The organism is Kribbella lupini, from assembly GCF_039529595.1.
In the GTDB taxonomy this organism is placed as follows: domain Bacteria; phylum Actinomycetota; class Actinomycetes; order Propionibacteriales; family Kribbellaceae; genus Kribbella; species Kribbella lupini.
On sequence record NZ_BAAANC010000002.1, the window covers coordinates 2,175,358 to 2,198,780 of the forward strand.

Below are 23,423 nucleotides of genomic sequence, written 5' to 3' on the forward strand. Positions count from 1 at the left end.
TTTCTACAACGATTGACATCCGCTGTAAAGACCTGACCACCACCGTCACTGGTCTGTTACGTCGAGAGGCCGTGGCAGACTTCGGCCCGAGCGAGCAGGGGAAGGGACCACGATGGTGACGAGACTGAGCGACGTCGCGGCACGGGCCGGCGTCTCGGTGAAGACGGTGTCGAACGTCATCAACGACTACCCGCACATCACCTCGCAGACCCGGGCCAAGGTGCAGGCCGCGATCGAGGAGCTCGACTACCGGCCGAACGTCAGCGCCCGCTCGCTGCGCAAGGGCCGCTCGGACTTCATCGCGCTGGCGATCCCCGAGATGGCCTCGCCGTACTTCGCCGAGCTCGGCGCCGCGATCTCGCGAGCGGCCAAGAAGCGCGGGATCACCGTGCTGATCGACCAGACCGAGGGTGAGGCCGCGGCCGAGAAGCTGGTCCTGGACGGGATGCGCGGCCAGCTGATCGACGGCATCATCTTCTCCCCGATCACCACCTCACCGGCGCGGATCGGCGAGACCGAGACGGCCAAGCCGATCGTGCTGCTCGGCGAGCGCGACGCCGGCGGCCGGCTCGACCGGGTCGCGGTCGACTCGGTGCAGGCGTCGTACGACGCGACGACGCACCTGATCTCGCTCGGCCGGCGGCGGATCGCCGCGATCGGCGTCGGCGGCGGCGCGGGCACCGGATCGGTGCGCCGGAAGGGTTACCGCAAGGCACTCAAGGCGGCCGGGATCGCGCACGACCCGGCGCTCGAGCTGGCCGGTACGGGGTACCACCGCGAGGACGGCGCGGCCTCGATGCGCGAGCTGCTCGCGCTGCCCGAGCCGCCGGACGCCGTGTTCTGCTTCAACGACCTGCTCGCCCTGGGCGCGCTGCGAACGCTCGCCGACGCCGGGCTGTCGGTGCCGGACGACGTCGCCGTGGTCGGCTTCGACGACATCGAGGACGGCCGGTACCACTCGCCGTCACTGACCACGGTCGCGCCGGACATGGAGTGGCTGGCCGACCACGCGGTCGCGCTGCTGCTCGACCGGATCGCCGGCAACGGTGAGGCCGCGCGTCGCGACCTCACCGTGCCGCACACGTTGAAGATCCGTGAGTCGACCGGCGGCTAGAAGTTCGCCGCGCAGGTGGTGAGGTTGGCGGTGACGCTCGCGCCGCGAGCGACGGTGACCTGCCGGGTCTCCAGGACCTGACCGGTCGGGCGTTCACAGGTCAGCGTCCACGACTCGGTGCCGCCCTGCTGGACGACGGTCGGGCGGGTCGACGGGTTGGTGTGCCAGGTGTAGGTGCCGCCGGCCGGGACGACCATCGTGGAGTCCAGTACGTCGGGCAACTGCGTGCCGTTCCAGGTCTTGGTGGTGAACGACTTCTTCAGCCGGAGCACCGCGCCGGCCGGGCCCGAGCCGGTGACGACCGAGTGCCGGGCCGGGTTGATGGTCGACTCGGCCGCGAGCAGGAACGCCGAGCGGTTGCCCTTGCCCGCCGTACTGCCGGAGCCGAAGTAGTAGTTCACGACGTTCGAGAACGCCGGGTGGAAGCTGTTCGCGCCGTGCTCGAAGGTGAAGCCGAGGCCGCCGGTCGCGTAGTACGACCAGTCCTCGGTGGTACCGGTGGTGTCGTACAGCTCGTAGCTGAACTGGCTGTCGTACCCGTTCTGCGCGGCCATCTGGTCACCGAGCGCCTTGTAGATCGCCTCGTCCGGCGTCGGGCCGGCGCCGGCGTACCCGGGCTCGCGGAGGACCAGGTTCGAGTAGGTGTGGTTGGTGATCAGCGTGGTCACCTGGTGCGCGGAGACCAGCGCCTGGACGTTGCGCGACTCGGGCTCGCTGAACGCGCTCGCGCCTCGGTAAGTCTCCGAGGTGAGGCTGGTGGACGCACCAGGACCGCCCCAGAAGCCGGAGTAGTTGCGGTTGAGGTCGGTGCCGCGGGAGAAGTTGGCCGACTGCGCGCACTGACCGGTCGTGGGGAGCTGGCCGTTGGTGATCCGGCAGTTCTTCCGCTTCATCTCGTAGCCGAGCGTGCGACTGAGGTTGAAGCCGTCCGGGTTCACGACCGGGACGAAGATGACGCGGGCCTTGTCGAGGATGTTCGTGATCCGCGGGTCGACGCCGTCGTTCTTCAGCAGGTCGTACGCGAACTCCATCGTCAGCTCGCCCGACGGCCACTCGCGGGCGTGGTGCAGGCCGAGCATCAGGAACACCGGCTTGCCGTTGCTGGCGTTGACGTCGCGGGTCACCTCGATGCCACGGATCGGGCGGTTCTCCAGCGAGTTGTTCCTCAGCGTGAACTGCTTGACCTTCGTCGGGTACTGAGCGGCGAGCGCGGCCATGTTGCCGGTGTAGTCGGCCAACTGCCGGTACGCCGTCCGGCCGCTCGGCAAGGTGGCCGCAACCGCCTTGTTCTGCACGGCTTTCGCGTACGCCGCGTCGGCCTTCTCGCGCTCGCGCTCCGCACCCTGCAGGTCGTCCTCGAGCGTGGACCAGGTGAGACCGGCCAGCTCGAGCAGCCGGCGATCGTGGTTGCCGTAAGCAACTACGTCGACAAAGCGCTTTCCGGCCGACTCGGCCAGGTCCAGATCGAGAGTGCTCAGCCGCTGCTTGTCGGCGGCGGTCGGGGTGTTGACCCGGAGCAGCTGGATCAGCTCGTCGTTGGCGTACGCCTCGGCCTTCGGGTCAGGCGGAGCAGCCGCCTGCACCTGCCCGCCGACACCGACCGCGAGCGCGGCGGCGAGTGCCAGGGGGACCAGTCGTTTCCATCGGGCGGGATGGGACACGGTGACCTCCAGTAGTGAGTTCACAACGTTGGGTAACTGGAGGGTAGAGGCCGGGCAGTGGCCGGGGAAGGCGTTCGGCTCGGCGGACGGGAAAACCCTCGGTCAGCCGGGCCGGACGGCCGACAAGCGCACGGCCAACCCGCGGCGAACGGCCGGGATCCGGCCCAGCAGACGGAGTACGAGGTTGCGAGCCGGCCGGAGGATCCTGGGTCCGGTGGCGATCCGGGTGAGGCGATGGGCAAGGGAGACGACTTCGAGGGCTTCGGCGCGGGCTTCGACGGCGTACTGGTCGAGCTTTGTCTCGTCGCCGGTCTGGAGGGCTGTGGACAACGCTTCGCCGAGGGTGATGGCGTCGCGGAGACCGAGATTCATGCCTTGGCCGCCCGCCGGGCTGTGGGTGTGGGCGGAGTCGCCGGCCAGCACCACGCGGCCGTTCCGGTACGACGCCGCGACGCGCTCGTGGATCCGGAAGCGGGAACCCCAGATCACCTCGGTGACTCGCACGCCCTTCGGTCCTCTGGTGTCGAGGAGTTGCTGGGCGTAGGTGACGTCGACGTTCTCGGGTGCCTCCTCCACCTCGGCGACCAGGCGGAACGAACCGTTCGGCAGCGGAGCCACGACCAGCACTCCCTGGGTCGCCAGGTAGAGGCGCACCTCTTCGCTGGTGAGGCCGCCGTCCACCCACACGTCGGCGAGGCTGAAATTCAGCGCCAGCGTGTCGGCGGTGTCGTCGCCGAGCCCGGCGAGGTCGCGGATCCGGCTGTGCATGCCGTCGGCCGCGACGACGTACCGGGCGGTGAGCGTCTCGCCGGTGTCGAGCGTGACGACCGCGTGGTGGTCGTACTGGGTGATTCCGGTCGCCGCGCACGGGCGGCGTACCTTGCCGCCGAGCTCCTCGAGCCGCTCGAGCAGCACCTGCTCGGTGAGGTCCTGCGGGATCATCAGGGTGTACGGGTACCTGGTCGGCAGGCCGCCGAACGGTACGCCGATCAGCTCGTGGCCGCCGTCGCGGATGCTGAACCGCGCGGCCGGTACGCCGAGCTCGACCAGGCGATCGCTGACGCCGATCCGCTCCAGCATCTCCAGCGTCCGGGCGTGCACGACCGCTGCCCGCGACGTGTTGGCGCCCTCGGCGAGCTTGTCGATCACCACGACCTCGCGACCTTCGCCCGCCAGCACGACCCCGACCGCCAGTCCGACCGGCCCGGCTCCGACCACCACCACGACATCCGTCATCTCCGCCTCCTGGTCAACGCTTGTTGACTTCGACGGTACGGCGGTCCGCTGGCCAAGTCAACAGGTGTTGACCTAGGCTGCCGGTATGCGACGTTCCGGTGACCAGACCAAGGCCGCGATCCTCACCGCCGCCCGCGAACGCTTCGCCGCCGACGGCTACGAGCGCGCGACCATCCGCTCCATCGCCGCCGACGCCGCCACCGACCCGGCGCTGGTGATGCGCCACTTCGGCACCAAGGAGAAACTCTTCGCCGCGGCCGCCGACTTCGACCTGCGCCTCCCGGACCTGTCGACGCTGCCCCGCGAGTCCCTCGGCACAGCCCTGGTCGACCACTTCCTCCGCCGCTGGGAAGAAGACGACACCCTGCAGGCCCTGCTCCGAGCCGCGGTGACCAACCAGGCCGCCGCCGACCGGATGCGCGACATCTTCACCAGCCAGTTGGCGGTCGCCGCGGCCGGCCTCGCCGACAACCCCGAAGTCCGTGCTGGCCTGGTCGCCTCCCAGACACTCGGCCTCGGCCTGTGCCGCTACGTCCTCCAACTCACCCCGGTCGCCGAGATGCCGAGGGCAACAGTCATCGCCTGGCTCGCCCCGACGGTCGAGCGCTATCTGACCGCGGCAGACCCCACCGCCTGATGCCTGGCCTGCGGGTCAGCGGACCGGTACCGCTGAGCGCGTTGGCGGTGTTGTCCTGCCAGCCGCCGGCCGCGTAGATCAGCCCGACGGCGGGCCGGCGGAGGGCCGGCGGACGAGCGGGCCGGCCGGTCAGCGGCCCGGCGCCCCGGCCTCTCCACCCGCAACCAACCTCGATCAGTCCCACGCGGCGTCCAACGTCCGAAGAACCTGCATGCGTCCGAAGAAGCCGAGGCTATAGAGCACCCTGCTTCGGACGCATTGCGCTTCTTCGGACGCTGCAGCGGCGGGGGTCTGCGGCCGCGGCGCGGGCGGGGGCAGCGGGCCGCCAAGCAGGCGGCGGCCGGCGGCGGGCTCGGGGCTGGCGGGCGATTGCCGACGAGCAGCATCAGGTTGCGCGAGAACGTGTACTCGCCGAACCGTTGAGGGCCCGGGGCGGGCGGGCGGAGGCTGGGGCTTCGGGTCAGGTTCGGGTCTTGTTGCGGCGGCGGTTGGTTTCCTGGAGGAAGATCCAGGCGAGGGCGGCGCCGACGACGAAGCCGCCGAGGTGGCCTTCCCAGCTGATGTTCGGGAAGGTGAACGAGATCACCGCGGTGATCGCGACGTACGCGAGGATCCAGGTGACGTCCATGCCGCGGGCCCTGCTGATCACCAGCAGCGCGCCGACCAGGCCGAGGACGGCGCCGGACGCGCCGAGGGTGGCGCCGAGCGGGTTGCCGAGGATCCAGACCGCGACGCCGCCGCCGAGCGCGGATAGGAAGTACAGCAGGAGGAACCGCCCGCGGCCGAGCATCTGCTCCAGTGGCGGGCCGACCTGGTAGAGCATGAACAGGTTCGAGAAGATGTGGAAGATCTGCACGTGGGCGAACGCCGACGTGAGCAACCGCCACGGCTCGGTGTCGACCAGCGCCGGGACCAGGACCAGGTCGTTGACCAGCCGGCTGCTGCTGGTCCGGATCGCGATGAAGACCAGCACGTTGATCGCCAGCAGTGTCAGCGTGACGACCTGGGTGTTCCCGCGAGCGACCCCGCCGAGCGAGGTGCGCGTCTTCGGGATCGACTTCACGCCCTGGTTGAAACAGTCCGGGCACTGGAAACCGACCGACGCCGAGTTCATGCAGGACGGGCAGATCGGCTTCTCGCAGCGCTGGCAGCGCACCCCGGCGGGCCGATCCGGGTGCCGGTAGCAGACGGTCTCGGTCACGGGCTGGTCCTCTCGGCGGAGCGGCGGAGATTCACTCGAGGTCTGGAGTCACGAACGGCCGATCCGGTGAGATCGGCCGTTCGGCGAGAGTCCTGCGGGTGCTGCGGTGGTTCAGCTGGTGCGGGTCTCGATCTTCACGCTGTTGATCACGACCGGCTCGACCGGCTGGTCGGCGCCCTTGGTCTTCACGGTGGAGATCTCGTCGACGACCTTGCGGGACGCCTCGTCGGCAACCTCGCCGAAGATCGTGTGCTTGCGGTTCAGGTGCGGCGTCGGCACGACGGTGATGAAGAACTGCGAGCCGTTGGTGCCGCGGCCGAACTGGATGCCCGCGTTCGCCATCGCCAGCAGGTACGGGCGGTCGAACTGCAGGTCCGGGTGGATCTCGTCGTCGAAGGCGTAGCCCGGCGAACCGGTGCCGGTGCCCAGCGGGCAGCCGCCCTGGATCATGAAGCCGTCGATCACACGGTGGAAGCCGAGGCCGTCGTAGAAGCGCTCGTTCTTCTTCTCACCGGTCTGAGGATCGGTCCACTCCTGGGTACCGTCCGCGAGGCCGACGAAGTTCTTCACCGTCTTCGGGGCCTCGTTGGGGAACAGCCTGATGACGACGTCGCCCTTCGTCGTCTGCAGGGTCGCGAACAGTTCTTCGGCCACGGGACTACTCCTCATCGGATAACAACTGACGCCCTCGATCCTGTCACGGAGGTTCAAGCCCGGACCCACCGACCGGCCGGGAACCGGGCCCCGGATCCGTCCACAGGCTGTGGACAACGTTTGCCGACCCGCCGCTCGCCGATCGCCGGCGACCAGGTGGCCGGGGCGCCCGGTTTATCGCCTGGGTACGTCGTACGATGCAGATGCAGGCGGATTTGTCCAGAAGCCGTACAGGTCGTCCCAACCCGTCAGTGGGCCGGACCGAGCCCGTGGCGCGGGCGACCACCGAGGAGGAACCGTGGGTTTGTTGAAGTCCAAGGGCCGGGTCGAGACCGCGAAGGACCGGGTCCGGCCGTTCGCCGAGTCGGCATCGCAGAAGGTCGGTCCGGTCGCGGGCCAGGTCCGCGATCACCTCGGGCCGGCCGTGGGCACCGCACGGGAGAAGGTGTCGCCGTACGCCGAGAAGGCCGTCGAGCGCGGCGCCTCGCTCGCGCACACCGCGGTGGGCAAGGCCCAGCCGGTGATCGACGACGCGCTGAGCAAGGTCGGACCCGCCACCGAGCACGCGGCGGAGAAGGCGCGGGAGCGGCTCAACGACGACCTGATGCCGAAGGTGACCGCCGCGCTGGCCGCGCTGGCCGCGGCCGCTGAGCCGGTGGTCGAGGAGACGTCGCGCCGGGGCAAGGCCACCAAGGCCGCGCTGCGCGGCGAGCTCGAGGTCCCGAAGAAGAGCCACAAGCTGCGCAACTTCGCGCTGCTGCTCGGGTTCGGCGCGCTCGCGGCGGCTGCCGTGCGCAAGCTGCTGACCCCGCCGGAGCCGGCCTGGCAGTCGACCCCGACCAGCGGCCGCGACTACAGCTCGGCCCCGTCCGGTACGACGTCGCGCCCGACGCCGGCCGCCGACAAGCCGGCCGCGCCGAAGGCGGAGACCGCCACCTCGAACGGCAAGACCGAGGAGGAGTCCGCGGACGCGAAGGCGGACGAGGCTCCGAAGGCGTCGTCGAACGGGACCGCGAAGAAGACCACCACGTCGGCGCGGAAGCCGGACACCAAGCCGACCGACTCCTGACCACCGCACGCACGAAGGGCCACAGACATCACGTCTGTGGCCCTTCGTTCGTGCTGGGTCAGTCCTCGTCCTCGTGCTCTTCGCGGCCCGACGTGGTCGAGATCCGTCCGGCCGACAGCAGCTGCGTCGCGTACCGGTGGGTGATGCACGGGTAGGTCGCGCCGCAGTGCTGGCAGACGGCGTCGTTGCGGTGCATCCAGGGCAGGACGCCGAACCGTTTCATCTTGGTCAGCGGCTCCCGGTCCGGGGCGTGCAACTGCAGCGCCTCCCGGGCCGCGTTCTGGATCTCCGGCGCCGACCACTCCTCGGCACTCTTGTCCATCAACGCGTGCAGGTCCGGTGAGAGGGAGTCGCCGGTGACCGGCGGATCGGCGGGGGACTGGGTCATCTATCGTCTCCGGGCTGAGGTCGGGGCGGGGCACGACCGGACCAGGCTGGCACGGTTGTCTGAAGCGTGTCAGTCTGATCGCTCGCAGCGACACTAGCCGCTGCGAGGCCTACTCCTGCCACCGCCCGGCGGTACCGCCGGGTAAGGCTTTCGTCAGGTTCTCGCCGGGGCCGCCGGTCAGCTCCAGAGGTTCTCGAACGCGACCCTGGCCTCGAGCTCCAGCAGGTGCCGCTTGCGCGGGATCCCACCGCCGAAACCGACCATCTTTCCGCCCGCACCGACCACCCGGTGGCAGGGCACGACCAGCGGCAGCGGGTTGCGGTTGCAGGCGACGCCGACGGCTCGGGCCGCCCCCGCGTCGCCGACGGCCTTGGCGACGTCGCCGTACGTCTGCATCTCGCCGTACGGGATGCGCAGCAGCTGCTGCCAGACCGCGCGCTCGAAGGTCGAGCCGCCGCGCACCGACAGCGGCAGGTCGAAGTCGGTCCGCTCGCCGGCGAAGTACGCCTTCAGCTGCTCCTGGGTCTCGACCAGCAGCGGGTCGGGCACGGTGGCCGGCTCGATGTCGTCGACCACGCCGAACGAGACCCGGCACAGCCCGGTGTCGTCGACGGCCAAGGACAGGTCACCGATGGGCGAATCGATCACGGACCAGCGCATACACCCATCCTCCACCTCCGCACCGACAGTTTCGCCGGGGACGACGAGCGCCCGCGGACGCGGCAGAATAGGCACGGCGAGTGACACCGGCCACACAATGTCCTCGCTTCGTCACACGGTGTGTGCTATTTCTGAGTCGCCCTCTTCCCGACCGGCAGCGAGGGGTTGTCCGTGACCGACCAGACCCCTGGCTCCGACCTCCCGCGGTACCTGCCGGGCACCTACCGCTCCAGCACGCCGCCGACGTACCCGCAGTACGGCGTACCGGAGGCCGGCGGCGCGCACCTGCTGCCGAAGCGGCCGCCGTCGCCGCCGCTCGACCGGTGGTTCACCTCCGAGCACGCGATGGGTCTGGCGGCCTCGGTCCTGATCGGCGCGGTCACGGTGATGAGCTGGGCGACGTCCTGGGCGGACTGGAACTCCTATCGCACCCTGCGGCTGTACCCCGGCGACCCGGACCGGATGGACGACGCCGACCTGATCTCCGGGCTGTTCGGCATCATCGCCGCGCTCGCGCTGTTCACCTCGGCCGTGGTGTTCATCGTCTGGCTGTGGCGGGTCCGCTGGAACGCCGAGATGTTCTGCCGCGGCGAGCACCGCTACACCCGTGGCTGGGTGCTCGGCGGCTGGATCGTCCCGGTGGTCAACCTCTGGTACCCCAAGCAGGTCGTCGACGACATCGTCGCCGCCAGCGATCCGCGGACCCCGCCGCACCTGCCGACTCTGCGCGGCATCCCCGGCACCCGGCTGGTCTGGGCCTGGTGGCTGACCTGGGTGGTCGGCCTGGTGCTCGACAACGTCGGGCAGCGCAGCGTTCTCGACGGCGCACCGCAGCTCGGCGAGCTGCGCGAGAACGCGTGGCTGTCGACCGTCTCCGCGGTGAGTACGACGGCCGCGGCGGTGCTCGCGATGATCCTGATCCGGCGGATCAACGACCTGCAGACCCAGCGGCCGTGGACGCCCTGGTGGGCGCACGCGAATCCTGCGCCGTAAAGCAACCCGTCACGGACCGTCCACTGCCTCGTTACAAGAGGTGATGGGCGTAGGAAAAGAACTCGTTAAGTCGATACCCTCCGTGCTGGGCTCGACTCCACACGAGTACTTACTTCGTGGTATCAATGGGGCTCGGTCACGCGGGGGCAGGATTCGACCGAGACGCCGAACAGACGGAGTTCCAGCAACGCGAGGGACGCACGACGTGAGCCACCCGCAAACGGCGGTCTTTTCCGCTGTCGAAAACCACGACGAGTGGCAGCCACACGCTGCTGAGGAGTTCCAGCAGGTCGGTCCCGTCGGCAAGATCGCGACCGGACTGCTGTTCGCCTCCACGCTGACCCACCTGGTGGTCACGTGGTCGGACTGGAACACCTACAACGCGGTCAGCCAGTTCCTCGGCGACGGCGCGGACGTCGACATGGCGATCCTGAACCGGGCCGACACGATCGCCCGGCTCACCTCGATCCCGAACGTGATCGTCTCGGTCGCGGCCGCCGTGGTCTTCGTGATCTGGCTGTGGCGCGCGCGGGTCAACTCCGAGGTGTTCTGCCAGGCCGACCACCGCCGCAGCCACGGCTGGGTGCTGGCCAGCTGGTTCTGCCCCGGCCCCAATCTCTGGTACCCCAAGCAGATCGTCGACGACGTCTGGCTGGCCAGCGATCCGAAGACTCCCGTGTACGCCGACGACCTGCGCCGATTCAGGCCGCCGCTCCTGACCCAGGTGTGGTGGATCACCTGGGTCGGCGCGCTCGCGTTCGACGTGGTGGTCCGCCGCTTCCTGATGTGGATGAGCCCGACCGAGGGCACCCTGCTCGGCATCGCGCTGGCCGGCTCGGCCTCGCTGCTGCTGACCGGCGCGGCCGCCGTCGGCGCGATGATGGTGATCCGCAAGATCAACGCGATGCAGACCAGCCGCGAGTGGGTCCCGTGGTGGGACCAGCGCGAGCCGAAGCTGACCGCCGTCCCGACGTACGCCGACGACGACACCTCCGAGCAGCAGCCGATCGCCGAGCCGATCGCGACCGCCCCGGCGCTGCGGCTCGAGCGCTCCCCGGAACGCCGGACCGGCTACAACCAGCAGCCCCCGAACCAGTACGCCAACGAGACGACCTTCGGCGGTGGATCCGCCGGCGCGAACCCGTTCGGCGCACCCGCGGCCGGTGGACTGGCCGCCGAGGCGGTGAGCGGCGGCGCCGTCGGCTCGCCGTTCGCGCCTGCCGCCGCCGCACCCACCGAGGACGAGGCTCCGGCCTGGAGCCCGTTCGCGCCGGTGGCGGAGAGCTGGCAGGACGCCGGACCGGCCACCGAGCAGTTCAGTCCGATCGAGACCTGGCGGGACGCGCCGGGCCCGGTCGAGGAGGCCACCCCGGCGTACCAGCAGACCGCTTCGGGTCTGGAGGCGCCGAGCTGGGCGAGCACCGGCAGCTACGGCTCCACCTCGACCGAGGACGACCTGCTGTCGGCCCCGCTGCCGAGCTGGCAGGCCGAGACGGTCGCCCCGCCGTCGCTGACCGCCGCGCAGCCCGACCCGTACGCGTACCAGCCCGAGCCGACCCCGGTCGCCGAGCCGGAGCCGTCCTGGTCGTCGACGTACTCGCAGGGCTACGACTACGAGCCGACGTCCGACTACCTGACGTCGTCGGCACCGATCCCCGCACCCGAGCCGGAGCCCGAGCCTGCACCTGTTGCGCGCGCAGGCCGCCGGGCCGCTCGGGTCGCGGTGGACAGCCCGTCGACGGTCCAGCCGGCCGCGGCCGGCTACCAGGAGCCGAGCTTCCCGACGGCCGACGACGACTACCTCACGCCGTCGAAGCCGCTGCCCCCGGTGCCGTCGTACGGGCCGGAGCCGACGTACACGCCGGAGCCGGCCGCCTACACCCCCGAGCCGACCTACGCGCCGGAGCCGACCTACGCGGCGTACGACGCCCCGGCGGTCCCGTCGAGCTACGAGACGGCGTACACCCCGGACTACAGCTCGTCGTACACCGAGTCGACCTACTCCGACTACAGCTCGTCGTACGCGCCGCAGCAGCCGGCCGAGCCGTCGTACGAGTCGTACAGCTCGACCTACGACTCCTACAGCGCGCCGAGCTCGTCGCAGAGCGGCTACTCGGACACCAGCTACGACTACAGCCCGAACTACGCGCCCGAGTCCTACGACAACGGCAACTACTCGTCGACGGACTACAGCGCGACCGGGTACTCCCAGCCGACCGAGCCGCAGTACCAGCAGGCGCCGTACTCGTACGAGCCCGCCGAGCCGCCGGCAGCCGACCCGGCACCCTCCGCCCCGGCGGAGGAGGACACCGGCGAGCACACCGCTCCCAGGACGCACCCCCGCCGCCGCTGGACCTGATCCAGCCCCGGCCCTCCCGAAGAGGCCTGATCCCCGCCCCCCTGGGATCAGGCCTCTTTTACGCCCTGTACGGAAAGCGTTTGCACGGTAAACTCGGGCGACATGACCTTGGCCTTCTCCACACTCGGCTGCGCCGGCGCACCGCTCGACACCGTCCTGGAACTCGCCCACGCCCACAAGATCACCGGCCTGGAGCTGCGGGCCGCCGACGACGAGTTCACGCACGTCGGACTGACCCCGGCCGAACGGCGGACGCTGCGCGGCCGGATCGAGGACGCCGGGCTGGAGATCCTCGCGGTCGACAGCTACGTGCACCTGTGCGGCGTCGAGGAGCAGCCGCTCGCCGAGCATCTCGAGCTGGCGCACGACCTCGGCGCCCGCGGCGTTCGCGTGTTCATGCGCGACGACCCGGACGCCACCGGTGAGCCGACGCCGGGCGAGCTGCGGGCGATGGACCGGGTCGCGCAGTCGCCGACCGAGGTGAGCGTGCTGCTGGAGACCCACGACACGCACTCGTCCGGCCGCAGCATCGCCGCCTTCTGCGCGCTGCTCGATCGCGAGGTTCCGAGCCACAACGCGAAGGTGATCTGGGACGCCGCGCACACCCGGCGGACCGGCGAGACGCCGGCCGAGTCGCTCGAGCTGCTGCGGCCGTGGCTCGAGTTCGTCCAGATCAAGGACCACGACTCGCAGCGCGAGTACAAGCCGGTCGCGATGGGCGCGGGCGACTACCCGATCGCCGATCTGCTGGCCGCCCTCGACGGCACGGACTACCCGCTCTCGCTGGAGTGGGAGCTCAAGTGGCACCCCGATCTGCCGCCGCTGTCCGAGGCCCTGCCCGCGACGCTGGCCTGGATCGGCCGCTGACCGCTACGGCGGTTCAAGATCGAACTAAATGGCCTAGGCCACAATTGTGATTCGGTTCGGCCTCGGCGCATGACGACGGGCACTGTTGGTTCGTCAAACGAGTGAAGTCCCGACGGGGGACCTTGCAGGTAAGGACAGTCGCGATGGGTGCTACCAGCGTGCGGTGGTGGGTCGGATGAGTCCGCGAGCCGTCGACAAGCGGGCCCGGCCGGGCAACGAGGGCGGACCGCCGGCTACGGAAGGTCCGGCGGACCTGGCCGAGGTCGGCCAGCCCGAGGAGATCACGGTGCCGGTCGAGGCGGAGACGAGCTGAGCGGACCGGGCCGACCAGGCCCGGTCAGCGCAGCATCAGGCACACGTCTCCGAACTCGTGCCACAGGTAGTGCTGCCGCAGCGCCGCGTCGTACGCCTGCTGCACGACAGCGCCTCCGACGACGGACTCCAGCAGGAGCAGGTGCGACGCCTCCGGCGCGTGCATGCCGGTGATCAGCCCGTCGACGACCGCCGCGGGCCGGTCGGGTCCGAGGACCAGATCGGTCCAGCCACTCGACGCCAGCACCGCTCCGCTCGGCAGCGCACTCGTCTCGATCGCGCGGACCGCAGTGGTGCCGACGGCGATCACCCGGCCGCCGTTCGCCTTGACCCAGTTGACCAACCGCGCGGTGTGCTCCGGTACGGCGTACCGCTCGGGCAGTGGCGGCTCGTGGCTCTCCAGCGACGAAACCCCACAGTGCAACAGGATCGGCGCGATCAGTACGCCGGCCGCCGCCAGCTGACTGACCAGCTCGAAGCTGAAAGGCCTGCCGGCGCTGGGCATCTCCGCCGAACCAGGCTGGTTGGCGAACACGGTCTGGTAGAGCGCGAGCGGCCACTGCCGATCGACGTACTTGTAGGTGATCGCCCGCCCGTACTTGCGCAGGTACTCGACCACGTCAGCAGCCGGCGGCTCTGCTCGCCACAGCCTCGTCGAGCCTTCCTGGTACGGCGCCAGCAACGTCAGTACGCCGTCCGGCAGCTCCACCCGGTCACCGGTCGCGCCACCGAGCATCGGTGAGCCGCCACTGCGAAGCTCGATCACCCACGTGCCGTCGTCCAGTGCGGTTGAGAAGTGCACCACGACAGGCGCGACGCCCGATCCCGTGATCCACGAGCCGTCGACAGCGGCGGCCAGCGTGCCGGAGGTGTTCACCAGCAGCAGGTCGCCCGGCCGCAGGTGCTCGCCGATCCGGTCGAACCGGGTGTGCTGCACGGTCGACCCCTCCGCGACCAGCAGCTTCACCTGGTCCCGTGCGAGTCCACGGGCCTCCGGCGGCTCGACCGCGTTCAGCTCGTCCGGCAGCGTGAATCTCGTGTGGGGGTGGACTTTCACGAGGCCACCGCCGGTGCGAACTCCGAGGCCCGGTAGCGACCGCTGGCCGGCCTGCTGTCCAGGAGCGCCAGCAGAGCCGGTACGACGGCCGCCGGCTCGGGCCGGTCCGAAATGTCCTCCCCCGGGAAGGCCGCCTGGTGCATCGCGGTCCGCAGGTCGCCCGGATCCACGGCGTACACGGCGAGCTCGGGATGCTCGGCCGCGAGCACGGCGCTCGCGTGATCGAGCGCCGCCTTCGCCGATCCGTAGCCGCCCCAACCTTCGTAGGCTTCGACGGCGGCGTCGGAGCTGATGTTCAGCACGATCCCGTTGGCCTTGCCCAGTTCGGGAATCAGCGCCTGGGCCAGCGCGATCGGCGCGATCACGTCGACCTCGTACACCCGGCGCAGCTCGTCGAGATCGGCGCCGGCGAGCCGCTGCAACGGGCTCGGCCCGAGGTAGCTCGCGTTGTTGACCAGCAGATCTAACCGGCCGAGCTCGCCGACCGCGTCGACCAGCTCGGCGCGGTGCTCGGCGTCGGTGACGTCGCCGGCCAGCGGGACGACGTCGGCCTTGGCGGCGAGGTCGTCGGCCGCGTCCTTCAGCGCGTCGGCTCCCCGAGCGTCGATGATCAGCGACCATCCACGCTCGGCGAGCCCCCGCGCGAGCGCCAGCCCGAGACCGGCCGACGCTCCGGTGACCACAGCAACAGGACGATTCTGTGAAGGATTCATGCCGGTTACTGTGTTACCTCAAGTGAACTTGAGGTCAAGAGCTGTAGATCTCGTACTCCGACAACTGCCCCGCCGGCCAGCCGGTGTTGCCCGTGATGGTGAGCCGCACGTACCGCGTGCTGACCGCGCTCGGCAGCGTGATCGTGGCGGTGTTGCCGGAACCCGGGTCGAAGTTCCGGCCCGCCGCGCCGGCGAGCTGCGTGTACGACGAGTTGTTCGTGCTGCCGAGCACCGCGACGGTCTGAGTCCGAGCGCCCCAGGCCGAGCTCGGCGGGAGCTTCAGCACCAGCCGCTTGACGGTCTGGTTGCTGCCGAGGTCGACGGTGATCGACTGCGGCCACGCGTTGTTCGCGCTTTCCCAGTAGCTGTTAGGGTTTCCGTCGACCGTGTTGGCCGGCGCGTAGTTCTGCACCTGGCTGGTCGCCGTCACCTGCTTGCCTGCGGCAAGGTTTCCGGTCGGCGTACCGGGATCGGTACCGCCACCTGTGCCGGGCTCGACCCAGGTGCAGCCGCTCCACGTCGAGTCCCAGCCGCTGTTGCCGGAACCGCGGTTCAGCGCGAAGGTGCCGCCGGGGTACGCGCAGTTGTACACGCCGGCCCGGCCGACTCCGCTGGCCCGCACGTTGCTGATCGATGCCGACCCGGTCGTCTCGGCCTGGAACGCGAACGTCCCGGCGCCCTCGATCGAACCGCCGTCCACCGTCACGTTCTGCACCGGCCGCCCGGCGCCACCACCGTCGACGAACTGGTACGCCGACCACGGGCTGGCCACCAACCGGTTGTTCGTCAGCCGGACCTGCGCGTTGATCTGGCTGTCGTACGCGTCCACGCGGATCGCGCCGTGCGGGTGGTTCTGGCCCCAGTTCGGGTTCATTGCGCCGGTCCGGATCAGCGTGTTGCCGGAGACGGTGATCGTTCCCGCCAGCGGGAAGAACGGTGACCCGAAGGACTGGTTCGAGATCGCGATGCCGCCGCCGAGCGCGTTGGTGTCGGCGATCAGGTTGTCCCGGACCGTCATGTCGGTGCCGCCGTAGATCGCGATGCCGTTCGCCAGGTTCGGCTGCACGATCGTGTTGTTGGCGAAGGTGGAGCCGCGGTTGGCCGCGTTCAGCGACCAGGCCGCGAGCGCGTCGTCGCCCTGGTTGCGCAGGTAGTTGTTCCGGATCTGCGCGTTGTTCGCGGTGCCGTTCAGGTTCAGCCCGTCGGCGGTCATGTCGTAGAACCGGTTGTTCTCGACCACCAGGTTGTCGTTGTTGCCGGTCAGCCAGAGCCCGACCTTGAGGTGCTGCAGCCAGAGCCCGGAGACCACCGAGTTCGGGCCGAGGCTGCCGTTGACGAAGTTGTCCGGCGAGTAGTCGTTGCGTTCGGTCACCTCGCCGATCACCGCGAAGTCGTGCAGCCGCACGTTGCCGCCGCCGTTCGGGCGGTCGATCAGGTGATGGCTGAGCAGCACCGAGTGCCAGCGCCCGGCGCCGCGGATCGTGACGCCGTCGGGGTTGATCGTGCCGCCGACCTTGAACCGGCCCGGCGGGATCCAGACCACGCCGCCGGAGCCGCGGGCCGCGTCGATCGCCTGCTGGATCGCACCGGTCGAGTCGTTGGCGCCGTTCGGGTCGGCGCCGCGGTCGGTGATCGAGATCGAGCCACCAGGCTGACCGGCGGGGCCGGCCACGTTCTCGAGCTCGACGTCGTCGATCGTGTACGGGCCGGCGGTGTTCTCGCCGTCGACCTGCAGCTTGATCTTCGCCCCGGCGTTCACGGTCCGGCCGAGCTGGAGCCGCGCGTGGTCGTAGAGCTTGTGGGTCCGCGAACCGGCGATCCAGCTGGTGTCGACGTAGCTGTACTTCGAGGTGACGGCGAGCTGCTGGGACAGCTTCTGGCCGTCCACGTAGACCGACAGAGTGCCGGACCGGCCATCCGGAACGGCGTACGCGACGGTGATCGCGTTGGTGGTGGCGGGCGCGGTGAACTCGACGTACTGGCCGCCGTTGAGCGTGACGGCCTGCCGGTTCGAGGCCTCGGCGGCGAGCGTGCCCTGCGCGTAGCTCGGGCCGATCCTGGTGCCGTTGGTGGCCGAGCTCTCGGCCTCGACGATGGTGAAGGGGAGTGTGGCGCCGACGGCCTGGACGGCGGTCGGGGCGGCGGCCGCGGGCGACAGGCCGAGGCCGGCCAGAGCCGTCGTGGCGACAGCGAGCGTGGCGATATGTCTGGGGGCGGACATGGGCACCTTCCTTGGGGCGGTAAGGAGAAGGATTTTTGTTCAAATATTTTGACGCTTTTACGCAAAATACCTACAGACACGGTGAGCTGTCACTATGTCGCGGGTGACGGGGCTACGCGAGCGGTGGAACGACCTCATCCCGGGTGCGGCCGAACTGGCCGACGACCTGGTCGAGCGGTACTGCGCACCTGGCCGGAAGGCCTTCCGCGATCAGTACCTCCAGCGGGTTCTGGACGCGCTCGGGACGCTGGACCAGCTCAGCGCCGACCCGACGGCCGTCTACCTCGCCGCGTGGTTCCACCAGGCCGTCCACACGCCGGGGGATCACACGGTCGCCGACGCGGAGGCATCCGCCGAGCTGGCCGCCGAGAAGCTTCCGGCGTACGGCGTGACCGCGGCGCGCACCGCCGAAGTCGCACGCTTGGTCCTGCTCACCGGTGCGCGGCCTCCGGTCGACCCGGACAGCGCTCCCGACCCGAACGCCGACGTCCTGCTCGACGCCGTCAACGCGACGATGGCCGACCCCGAGTACGCCGTCCAGGCGGCCGAGCTCCGCCGCGACAGCGACGACCGCGGTACGACGGTCAAGCAGCGGCACGCACTGGTCGGCGCCCTCCTCGAGCGGCCGATCTACCGGACGCAGCTCGCCCGGGACCGCTTCGACGTCAAGGCTCGGGCCAACCTGAAGCGCGAGTTCGCCGTACTGGACGGGGAGATCCCGGCGCCTTGGCGTGGCTGGCAGCGGGCGGCGCTGATCGGTGTCGTGCTGATCGGTCCGCTGCTCGCCGCCCTCGCGAGCTTCGGGGCGCTCGACATTCCGTGGGAGGCTTCCGCGCGGACGAACTCAGGTCCCCCCGGGCTGCCGGTGCTGCTCTGCGTGGTCGCGCTCGGCACGATCCCGTTGCTCTACCGCTTCGCCCGGAGGAACGGCCGCCCGGCCAAGGTGGTCACCGGCGCGGTGACCGCGGCCGCTGCCGTGGCACTGCTGATCGCGGTGCTGCGCATCCCGGCCACGACGCCGTCCAACGGTCCTGGTGGCCGGGTGCCGCTGGTGGTTTTCGCGCTGACCCTGCTCGTGCTGAGCGGGATCGCAGCGTTCGTGTCGGCGTCGCTGGGCGGTCCGGTCCCGACGGCCGACCGAGGCCCGGTGCTCGCGGGCGTCGCTGCCGCGGTGGTGATCGTCCTCCTCGCTGTCTTCGTCGCCGAACCGGTCGGCCGGAGCTATCTGCTGCAGTCGAACGAACGCATCACCGGTTCGGCCGGCAGCGAAGCCCCGGCACCCCGGTCCGAGCTGGACGGCCGGATCGCGTGGGTCAGCCCGAGCACGTCGCTCCGGGCGGAGGCGGTCAGTACGGCGGTCGCCACCCGGTACGGCATCGCGATCTCGCGGCAGACCGGCACGATCGAGATGCTCGATCCCGCGACCGGCGAGGTGCGCTGGAAGCACACCCGGTCCGACGTGGACGTGCGTCCCAAGCTGGCGGCCACCGGCGACGGGCGGCTCCTGCTCGTGAACTTCGATCGACTCGGCTACCTGCTGCTCGACGCTTCGACGGGTCGTCGCGCCCCCGGCCGGTGGCCGCGCGACCGGGACAACACCCTCGAGTACGCCGACCCGCTGCTGACCGGGGAGCAGGTCTCCAAGGGCTCGGACAAGCTGCGCGGCGTGAACGAGAAGGGCGGGACGCGCTGGACCTTCGAGCCGGGCCGCTGCACCACCATCAGCGCCGCGGCGACCACGGACACCGCGGTGGCGTTCCTCAACCACAGCTGCGGGAAGCAACCCGACGAGGCGGTAGGGCTCGACCTGAAGACCGGCAAGGAGCTGTGGAGGCGTTCGAACCAGTGGTCCGACGGCGACCAGCTGACGATCGACGGCCTGCTCATCGGTCTGGAGTCGCCGTCCGAGGGACAGCACACGGTGACCGGTGTCGAGGCTCGGACCGGTGAGGTCAAGTGGCGCTGGGACGTGCCCGAGGCGTGGGCCTGCGGCAGCCGGCTCGCGCGGGCCGGCCGGCAGGTCGTGCTGCTGGACTGCCCCTCCAAGGCGGCCCAGCGGACCGCGGTCGTGGCGACGGTGCTGGACGGCGAGACCGGCCGGATGGCCTGGCAGCGCACAGTCACGGCACAGTTCGGCATCCGCTCGAAGATCACCGCCGACGGCCGGGTGGTGTCGCTCACGGACGCCAGGGGCGACTGCGTGCTGACCGTGCTCAGCGAGTCCGGGCAGCGGCAGGTGACGCTCCCGGAGGACGTGGTCTGCGCCCGCGGCCTCCAGACGATCGGCAACCAGGTGCTGGTCTCGGGCCCGGACACGATCATCGCCCTGCGGTAGCTACGCCTCCGGAAGCAGGATCCCCGGACTGAGGATGTTCTCCGGGTCGACCACGCGCTTCACCGCCTGGAGACTCTCGATCGCCAGCGGGCCGATCTCGGCGGCGTACGCGTCGCGGTGGTCGGTCCCGACGCCGTGGTGGTGCGTGATCGTTCCACCGGCCGCGCCGATCGCCGTACTGGCTGCGGTCTTCGCCTGCCGCCACTGGGCGACCGGGTCCTCGGCCTGTGCACAGACGACGGTGAAGTAGAGCGACGCACCCGTCTCGTACACGTGCGAGACATGGCAGAGCACCAGCGGCGGCGTCCCCTGATCACCGAGCGACTTGACCAGCGCATCGGTCACCGCCGCCTTGAGCTCGGGCAGCTTCGACCAGAACCCGGCCGTCTCCAAGGTCTCGACCAGCGCGCCCTCGTCGAGCAGCGGGTCGCGCAGGTACGGCGCGCGGTACCGGCCCTTGCGCCAGGTCTCACCCGCTTCCTCACCCAACGGCTCACCGCCCGCGTCGGCGAGCACCTCGGCCACGGCAGCACGCCGTACGGCGGTCGCCGTGCCCTCGAACCCGACGATCGCCTGGACGCCGCTCGCGCCACCGAGCACCTCGGGATCGGCCAGGTTCACCGCGGTCTCGGCCTCGTCGGACAGCCGCAACACCGTCGGCAACGGCCCGTCCTGCGCGAGCCGGCGAATCGCGTCCAGCCCCTGCGCGAAGCTCCCGAACCGCCACCCCTCGAAGAACCGCTCGGCCGGACGCGGCCGGATCCGCACCACCACCGACGTGATGATCCCGAGCGCGCCCTCCGACCCGAGCCACAGCTGCCGCAGATCGGGGCCGGCCGCGGACATCGGCGCCCGCCCGAGCTCGACCGTCCCGCGCGGCGTCGCCACCGTCATCCCGACCACCATCTGGTCGAACCGCCCGTACCCGGCCGACGACTGCCCGCTCGACCGCGTCGCCGCGTACCCACCGATCGAGGCGCCCTCGTACGACTGCGGGAAGTGTCCCAGCGTGTAGCCCATCGGCTTCAACGCCGCCTCGGCCGCGGTCCCTCGCAGGCCGGCCCCCAGCCGCACGGTCCGCGAGATCTCGTCGAGCTCACCGACCTGGTCGAGCCGCCGAAGATCCACCGCGACGAACTCGCCGTCCGGCGCCAGCCCGCCCACGACCGAGGTCCCGCCCGCGTACGGCACGACCGCGACCCCCAGCTCCGAGCACGCCGCGAGCACCGCCAGCACGTCCTCGTGCGACCCCGGGAAGACCACGGCCGCCGGCATCCCGGTCGTGTCGCCGGCCCGGAACCGCAGCAGATCAGGAGTCGAGTAGCCGCGGGTGTGCGCCCAGCGCACGTCGCCGTCGACCGACACCCACTCGCTGCCGAGCAGCTCCGCCAGCCGCTCCACCGCGCGGGCCGACCCTGGCTCCACTTCGCGGGCCGATCCCGGCTTCACTTCGCGGGCCGATCCCGGCTTCACGGCGCGGGCCGCTCCCGGCTCCGCCGCGCCGGCGCTGGCGTCGGGGGCGCCAGGCTCCTCTTTCCCCTCCACCACCCCGCGGCGTCGTACTCCCAGGTGCTTCAGCGCGGCGAGGGCCGCCTCCGGGACCTCTACCGTCTGGGCCGGGTCGCCCCAGCGGCCGGGCGTGAGTTGCACCACCGGCAGGTCGGACTCGGTCATTCGGCACTCCCCATCGGTGGGTTCGGGAGGTACCGTCCGACTGTTCCGGCACCTTCGACTCGCTGATACACTCTGACGCGTGATGTCTCAGCGTAGCAGCGACCTCGAATCCGCTCCGTCGGCCCGTCCCGCCCCGGCCAACGCGATCGGCGAGGAGCGCATCCTCGACGCGGCGTACGAGCTGCTGCTGGCGATCGGCATGCGCCGGATGACGATGGCCGACATCGCCCGGCACGCCGAGGTCTCGCGCGCGACGCTCTACCGCCGCTGGCCCAACGTCCAGGCCGTCGTCGCCGCGCTGATGACGCGGGAGTGGACCACGGCGCTGATGTCCGCGTTCCAGCCCGACGCCGTCGACGGCCGCGCCCGCTTGGTCGAGGGCGTCGTCGAGGTGGTCGGCAAGACCCGCACGCACCCGCTGATGCGCAAGATCATCGAGCTCGACCCAGAGTTCCTCACGCCGTACCTGCTGGAGCGCCGCGGCAGCAGCACGGTCGCGCACCTCGCGCTGGTCGCCGAGGGCATCAAGGCCGGTCAGGCCGACGGTTCGATCCGGGCCGGCGATCCCGACTGGCTGTCGCGCCAGATCATCCTGGTCTCGCTCGCCTCCGCGGTCTCCGGCCCGGTCCTCGCCTCCCACGAGGAGTACCCGCACCTCGACGAGGAGCTCCGCGCGATGCTGACCCGGTACCTGGAGCCCTAGATGATCTCGGTCGGCAACTCGAGCCTCAACGCCGCCCGGCGCACCAAGGAGCTCGACTGGCTGGACACCCGGCGGCAGGTCGACGTGCTGGTCGTCGGCGGCGGAGTGACCGGTGCCGGCGTCGCGCTCGACGCGGCCGCCCGCGGCCTGACCGTCGCGCTGGTGGAGAAGCACGACCTCGCCTTCGGCACCAGCCGCTGGAGCTCGAAGCTGGTGCACGGCGGCCTGCGCTACCTGGTGTCCGGCCACGTCGGCATCGCCTACGAGAGCGCCGTCGAGCGCGGCATCCTGATGAAGACCACCGCGCCGCACCTGGTGCACCCGGTTCCGCAGGTCGCGCCTTGGTTGCCTGAGGCAAGGTTCATGCAGGCGGCGCTGATCCGCTCGGCCTTCCTCGGCGGCGACGTCCTGCGCACCTTCGCCCACACCAGCGACGACTACCTGCCGCACTCCCGCCGCGTGAGCTCGGCCGAGGTCCTGCGCTACGCACCGACCGTCCGCCCGCACGGTCTGCGCGGCGGCTTCCTGACCTGGGACGGCCAGCTGTACGACGACGCCCGGCTCGTCGTAGCGATCGCCCGGACCGCGGCCCTGTACGGCGCCCGCGTGCTGACCCGCTGCTCGGCCGAGCAGGTCACCGGCCACGGCGCGGTCGTCGTCGACCAGCTGAGCGGCCGCCGGATCGACGTGTCGGCGCGGATGGTGGTCAACGCGGGCGGCATCTGGGCCGACCAGGTCGCCACCGGGATCAAGCTGCGCCCGAGCCGCGGGACACACCTGGTGCTGCCGCAGTCGGTGTTCGGCGAGCTGTCCGCCGTACTGACCGTGCCGGTGCCGGGGGAGCCGCGCCGGGTGGTGATGGCGATTCCGGCGCCCGACGGGCGGGTGTACGTCGGGCTGACCGACGAGGACGCACCCGGTCCGGTCAGCGACGTGCCGCAGGCCAGCGACGCGGAGATCGACTTCCTGCTCGGCACGATCAGCTCGGCGGTGCGCGAACCGATCACCCGCGCCGACCTGATCGGCACGTACGCCGGGCTGCGGCCGCTGCTCGACACCGGCCACCACCACGGCGAGGACAAGACCGCCGACATCTCCCGGCGGCACGCGGTGATCACCGGGCCGGACGGGCTGGTGACGATCGTCGGCGGCAAGCTGACGACGTACCGCCGGATGGCGCAGGACGCGCTCGACGCCGCTCTGAAGCAGTCCTCGCTGGAGGTCCGGCGGCCCTGCCTGACGCACCGGATCCCGCTGGTCGGCGCGGCCGACCGGTCCCGGCTCGCGACGGTCCGGGCGCCGTCGCGCTTCGTCCAGCGGTACGGCGTGGAGGCGCCGGACGTGATCGCCGGCGACCCCGCGCTGCTCGAGCCGGTGGCGCCGGGGCTGGCGACGACGCACGCGGAGCTGCGCTTCGCCGTACGGCACGAAGGCGCGCTCGACGAGGACGACGTCCTCGACCGCCGCACCCGCCTCGGCCTGTCCGCCGTCGACCGAGAACTGGCCCTCCCCGCAGTCCGTGACGCCTTCGCCGCAGTCTGACCCGGCCCACAACAAATAGTCGTCCCG

General features: G+C 70.7%; 20 protein-coding genes. 10 read left to right on the top strand and 10 right to left on the bottom strand.

The genetic code is table 11. The features are described from left to right. Positions 1–112: 112 nt before the first annotated feature. Positions 113–1,114, top strand: a complete 1,002-nt coding sequence (locus tag ABD235_RS23710) for a LacI family DNA-binding transcriptional regulator (RefSeq protein ID WP_344177634.1) — start codon at positions 113–115, stop codon at positions 1,112–1,114. Here the strand turns inward: ABD235_RS23710 and ABD235_RS23715 are convergent. Together ABD235_RS23715 and ABD235_RS23720 are read right to left on the bottom strand one after the other, a co-directional pair. Then, positions 1,111–2,775, bottom strand: a complete 1,665-nt coding sequence (locus ABD235_RS23715; RefSeq protein ID WP_344177636.1) for a M14 family zinc carboxypeptidase — start codon at positions 2,773–2,775, stop codon at positions 1,111–1,113. The genes ABD235_RS23710 and ABD235_RS23715 overlap by 4 nt on opposite strands. A 102-nt stretch (positions 2,776–2,877) precedes the next feature. Then, entirely contained in the window at positions 2,878–4,011 is a 1,134-nt protein-coding gene (locus ABD235_RS23720; protein ID WP_344177638.1) for an FAD-dependent oxidoreductase, read from the bottom strand. An 85-nt stretch (positions 4,012–4,096) separates the two neighbouring features. Between ABD235_RS23720 and ABD235_RS23725 the strand changes: the two genes are divergently transcribed. Beyond that, positions 4,097–4,648 carry a TetR/AcrR family transcriptional regulator gene (locus ABD235_RS23725; protein ID WP_344177640.1) on the top strand — a complete coding sequence of 184 codons (552 nt, stop codon included), beginning with the start codon at positions 4,097–4,099 and terminating at the stop codon, positions 4,646–4,648. 460 nt (positions 4,649–5,108) lie between these two features. Here ABD235_RS23725 and ABD235_RS23730 read toward each other — a convergent pair whose 3' ends face one another. Both ABD235_RS23730 and ABD235_RS23735 read right to left on the bottom strand, forming a co-directional pair. Then, on the bottom strand, positions 5,109–5,849 hold the full coding sequence (locus tag ABD235_RS23730) for a rhomboid family intramembrane serine protease (RefSeq protein ID WP_344177643.1): 741 nt from the start codon (positions 5,847–5,849) through the stop codon (positions 5,109–5,111). Between the two features lie 111 nt (positions 5,850–5,960). After that, a complete protein-coding gene (locus ABD235_RS23735; RefSeq protein WP_425553163.1) occupies positions 5,961–6,503 on the bottom strand; it encodes a peptidylprolyl isomerase in 543 nt (180 codons plus the stop codon). Between the two features lie 298 nt (positions 6,504–6,801). On the opposite strand from ABD235_RS23735, the gene ABD235_RS23740 reads away from it, so the two are divergent. Continuing rightward, positions 6,802–7,572: a DUF5324 family protein gene (locus ABD235_RS23740; protein ID WP_344177645.1), complete on the top strand. Its 771-nt coding sequence runs from the start codon at positions 6,802–6,804 to the stop codon at positions 7,570–7,572. 58 nt (positions 7,573–7,630) lie between these two features. On the opposite strand, the gene ABD235_RS23745 is transcribed toward ABD235_RS23740, so the two are convergent. Next, entirely contained in the window at positions 7,631–7,960 is a 330-nt protein-coding gene (locus tag ABD235_RS23745) for a hypothetical protein (protein WP_344177647.1), read from the bottom strand. Positions 7,961–8,137: 177 nt separating this feature from the next. After that, a complete protein-coding gene (locus ABD235_RS23750; protein ID WP_344177650.1) occupies positions 8,138–8,620 on the bottom strand; it encodes a methylated-DNA--[protein]-cysteine S-methyltransferase in 483 nt (160 codons plus the stop codon). 171 nt (positions 8,621–8,791) lie between these two features. Between ABD235_RS23750 and ABD235_RS23755 the strand changes: the two genes are divergently transcribed. The 4 genes from ABD235_RS23755 (at position 8,792) to ABD235_RS23770 (ending at position 13,152) form a co-directional block, all read left to right on the top strand. Then, positions 8,792–9,613: a DUF4328 domain-containing protein gene (locus tag ABD235_RS23755; RefSeq protein ID WP_344177652.1), complete on the top strand. Its 822-nt coding sequence runs from the start codon at positions 8,792–8,794 to the stop codon at positions 9,611–9,613. A 205-nt stretch (positions 9,614–9,818) separates the two neighbouring features. Continuing rightward, the gene (locus tag ABD235_RS23760) at positions 9,819–11,972 is read left to right on the top strand and encodes a DUF4328 domain-containing protein (RefSeq protein WP_344177655.1); all 2,154 of its coding nucleotides are present in this window, start codon (positions 9,819–9,821) and stop codon (positions 11,970–11,972) included. A 102-nt stretch (positions 11,973–12,074) separates the two neighbouring features. Further along, positions 12,075–12,839: a sugar phosphate isomerase/epimerase family protein gene (locus tag ABD235_RS23765; RefSeq protein WP_344177657.1), complete on the top strand. Its 765-nt coding sequence runs from the start codon at positions 12,075–12,077 to the stop codon at positions 12,837–12,839. Between the two features lie 175 nt (positions 12,840–13,014). Continuing rightward, positions 13,015–13,152 (top strand): hypothetical protein, encoded by a 138-nt coding sequence (locus ABD235_RS23770; RefSeq protein ID WP_344177659.1) that lies wholly within the window; start codon positions 13,015–13,017, stop codon positions 13,150–13,152. 24 nt (positions 13,153–13,176) lie between these two features. On the opposite strand, the gene ABD235_RS23775 is transcribed toward ABD235_RS23770, so the two are convergent. The 3 genes from ABD235_RS23775 to ABD235_RS23785 are packed head-to-tail and all read right to left on the bottom strand — an operon-like array spanning position 13,177 to position 17,142. Next, positions 13,177–14,208, bottom strand: coding sequence for an S-adenosylmethionine:tRNA ribosyltransferase-isomerase (locus ABD235_RS23775; protein WP_344177661.1), 1,032 nt, complete (start codon positions 14,206–14,208; stop codon positions 13,177–13,179). Continuing rightward, complete coding sequence (locus ABD235_RS23780; protein ID WP_344177664.1) at positions 14,205–14,921, bottom strand: SDR family NAD(P)-dependent oxidoreductase; 717 nt, start codon at positions 14,919–14,921, stop codon at positions 14,205–14,207. The genes ABD235_RS23775 and ABD235_RS23780 overlap by 4 nt, the downstream gene beginning before the upstream one ends. 34 nt (positions 14,922–14,955) lie before the next feature. Beyond that, positions 14,956–17,142, bottom strand: a complete 2,187-nt coding sequence (locus ABD235_RS23785) for a discoidin domain-containing protein (RefSeq protein WP_344177666.1) — start codon at positions 17,140–17,142, stop codon at positions 14,956–14,958. Positions 17,143–17,236: 94 nt separating this feature from the next. Here ABD235_RS23785 and ABD235_RS23790 point away from each other — a divergent pair, with 94 nt between their 5' ends. Next, positions 17,237–19,477: an outer membrane protein assembly factor BamB family protein gene (locus ABD235_RS23790; RefSeq protein ID WP_425553164.1), complete on the top strand. Its 2,241-nt coding sequence runs from the start codon at positions 17,237–17,239 to the stop codon at positions 19,475–19,477. Here ABD235_RS23790 and ABD235_RS23795 read toward each other — a convergent pair whose 3' ends face one another. Next, a complete protein-coding gene (locus tag ABD235_RS23795) occupies positions 19,478–21,151 on the bottom strand; it encodes an FAD-binding oxidoreductase (RefSeq protein ID WP_344177670.1) in 1,674 nt (557 codons plus the stop codon). 82 nt (positions 21,152–21,233) lie between these two features. On the opposite strand from ABD235_RS23795, the gene ABD235_RS23800 reads away from it, so the two are divergent. Together ABD235_RS23800 and ABD235_RS23805 are read left to right on the top strand one after the other, a co-directional pair. Next, the gene (locus ABD235_RS23800) at positions 21,234–21,854 is read left to right on the top strand and encodes a TetR/AcrR family transcriptional regulator (protein WP_344178724.1); all 621 of its coding nucleotides are present in this window, start codon (positions 21,234–21,236) and stop codon (positions 21,852–21,854) included. Beyond that, on the top strand, positions 21,855–23,396 hold the full coding sequence (locus ABD235_RS23805) for a glycerol-3-phosphate dehydrogenase/oxidase (RefSeq protein WP_344177672.1): 1,542 nt from the start codon (positions 21,855–21,857) through the stop codon (positions 23,394–23,396). The last annotated feature ends 27 nt before the right edge of the window (positions 23,397–23,423 follow it).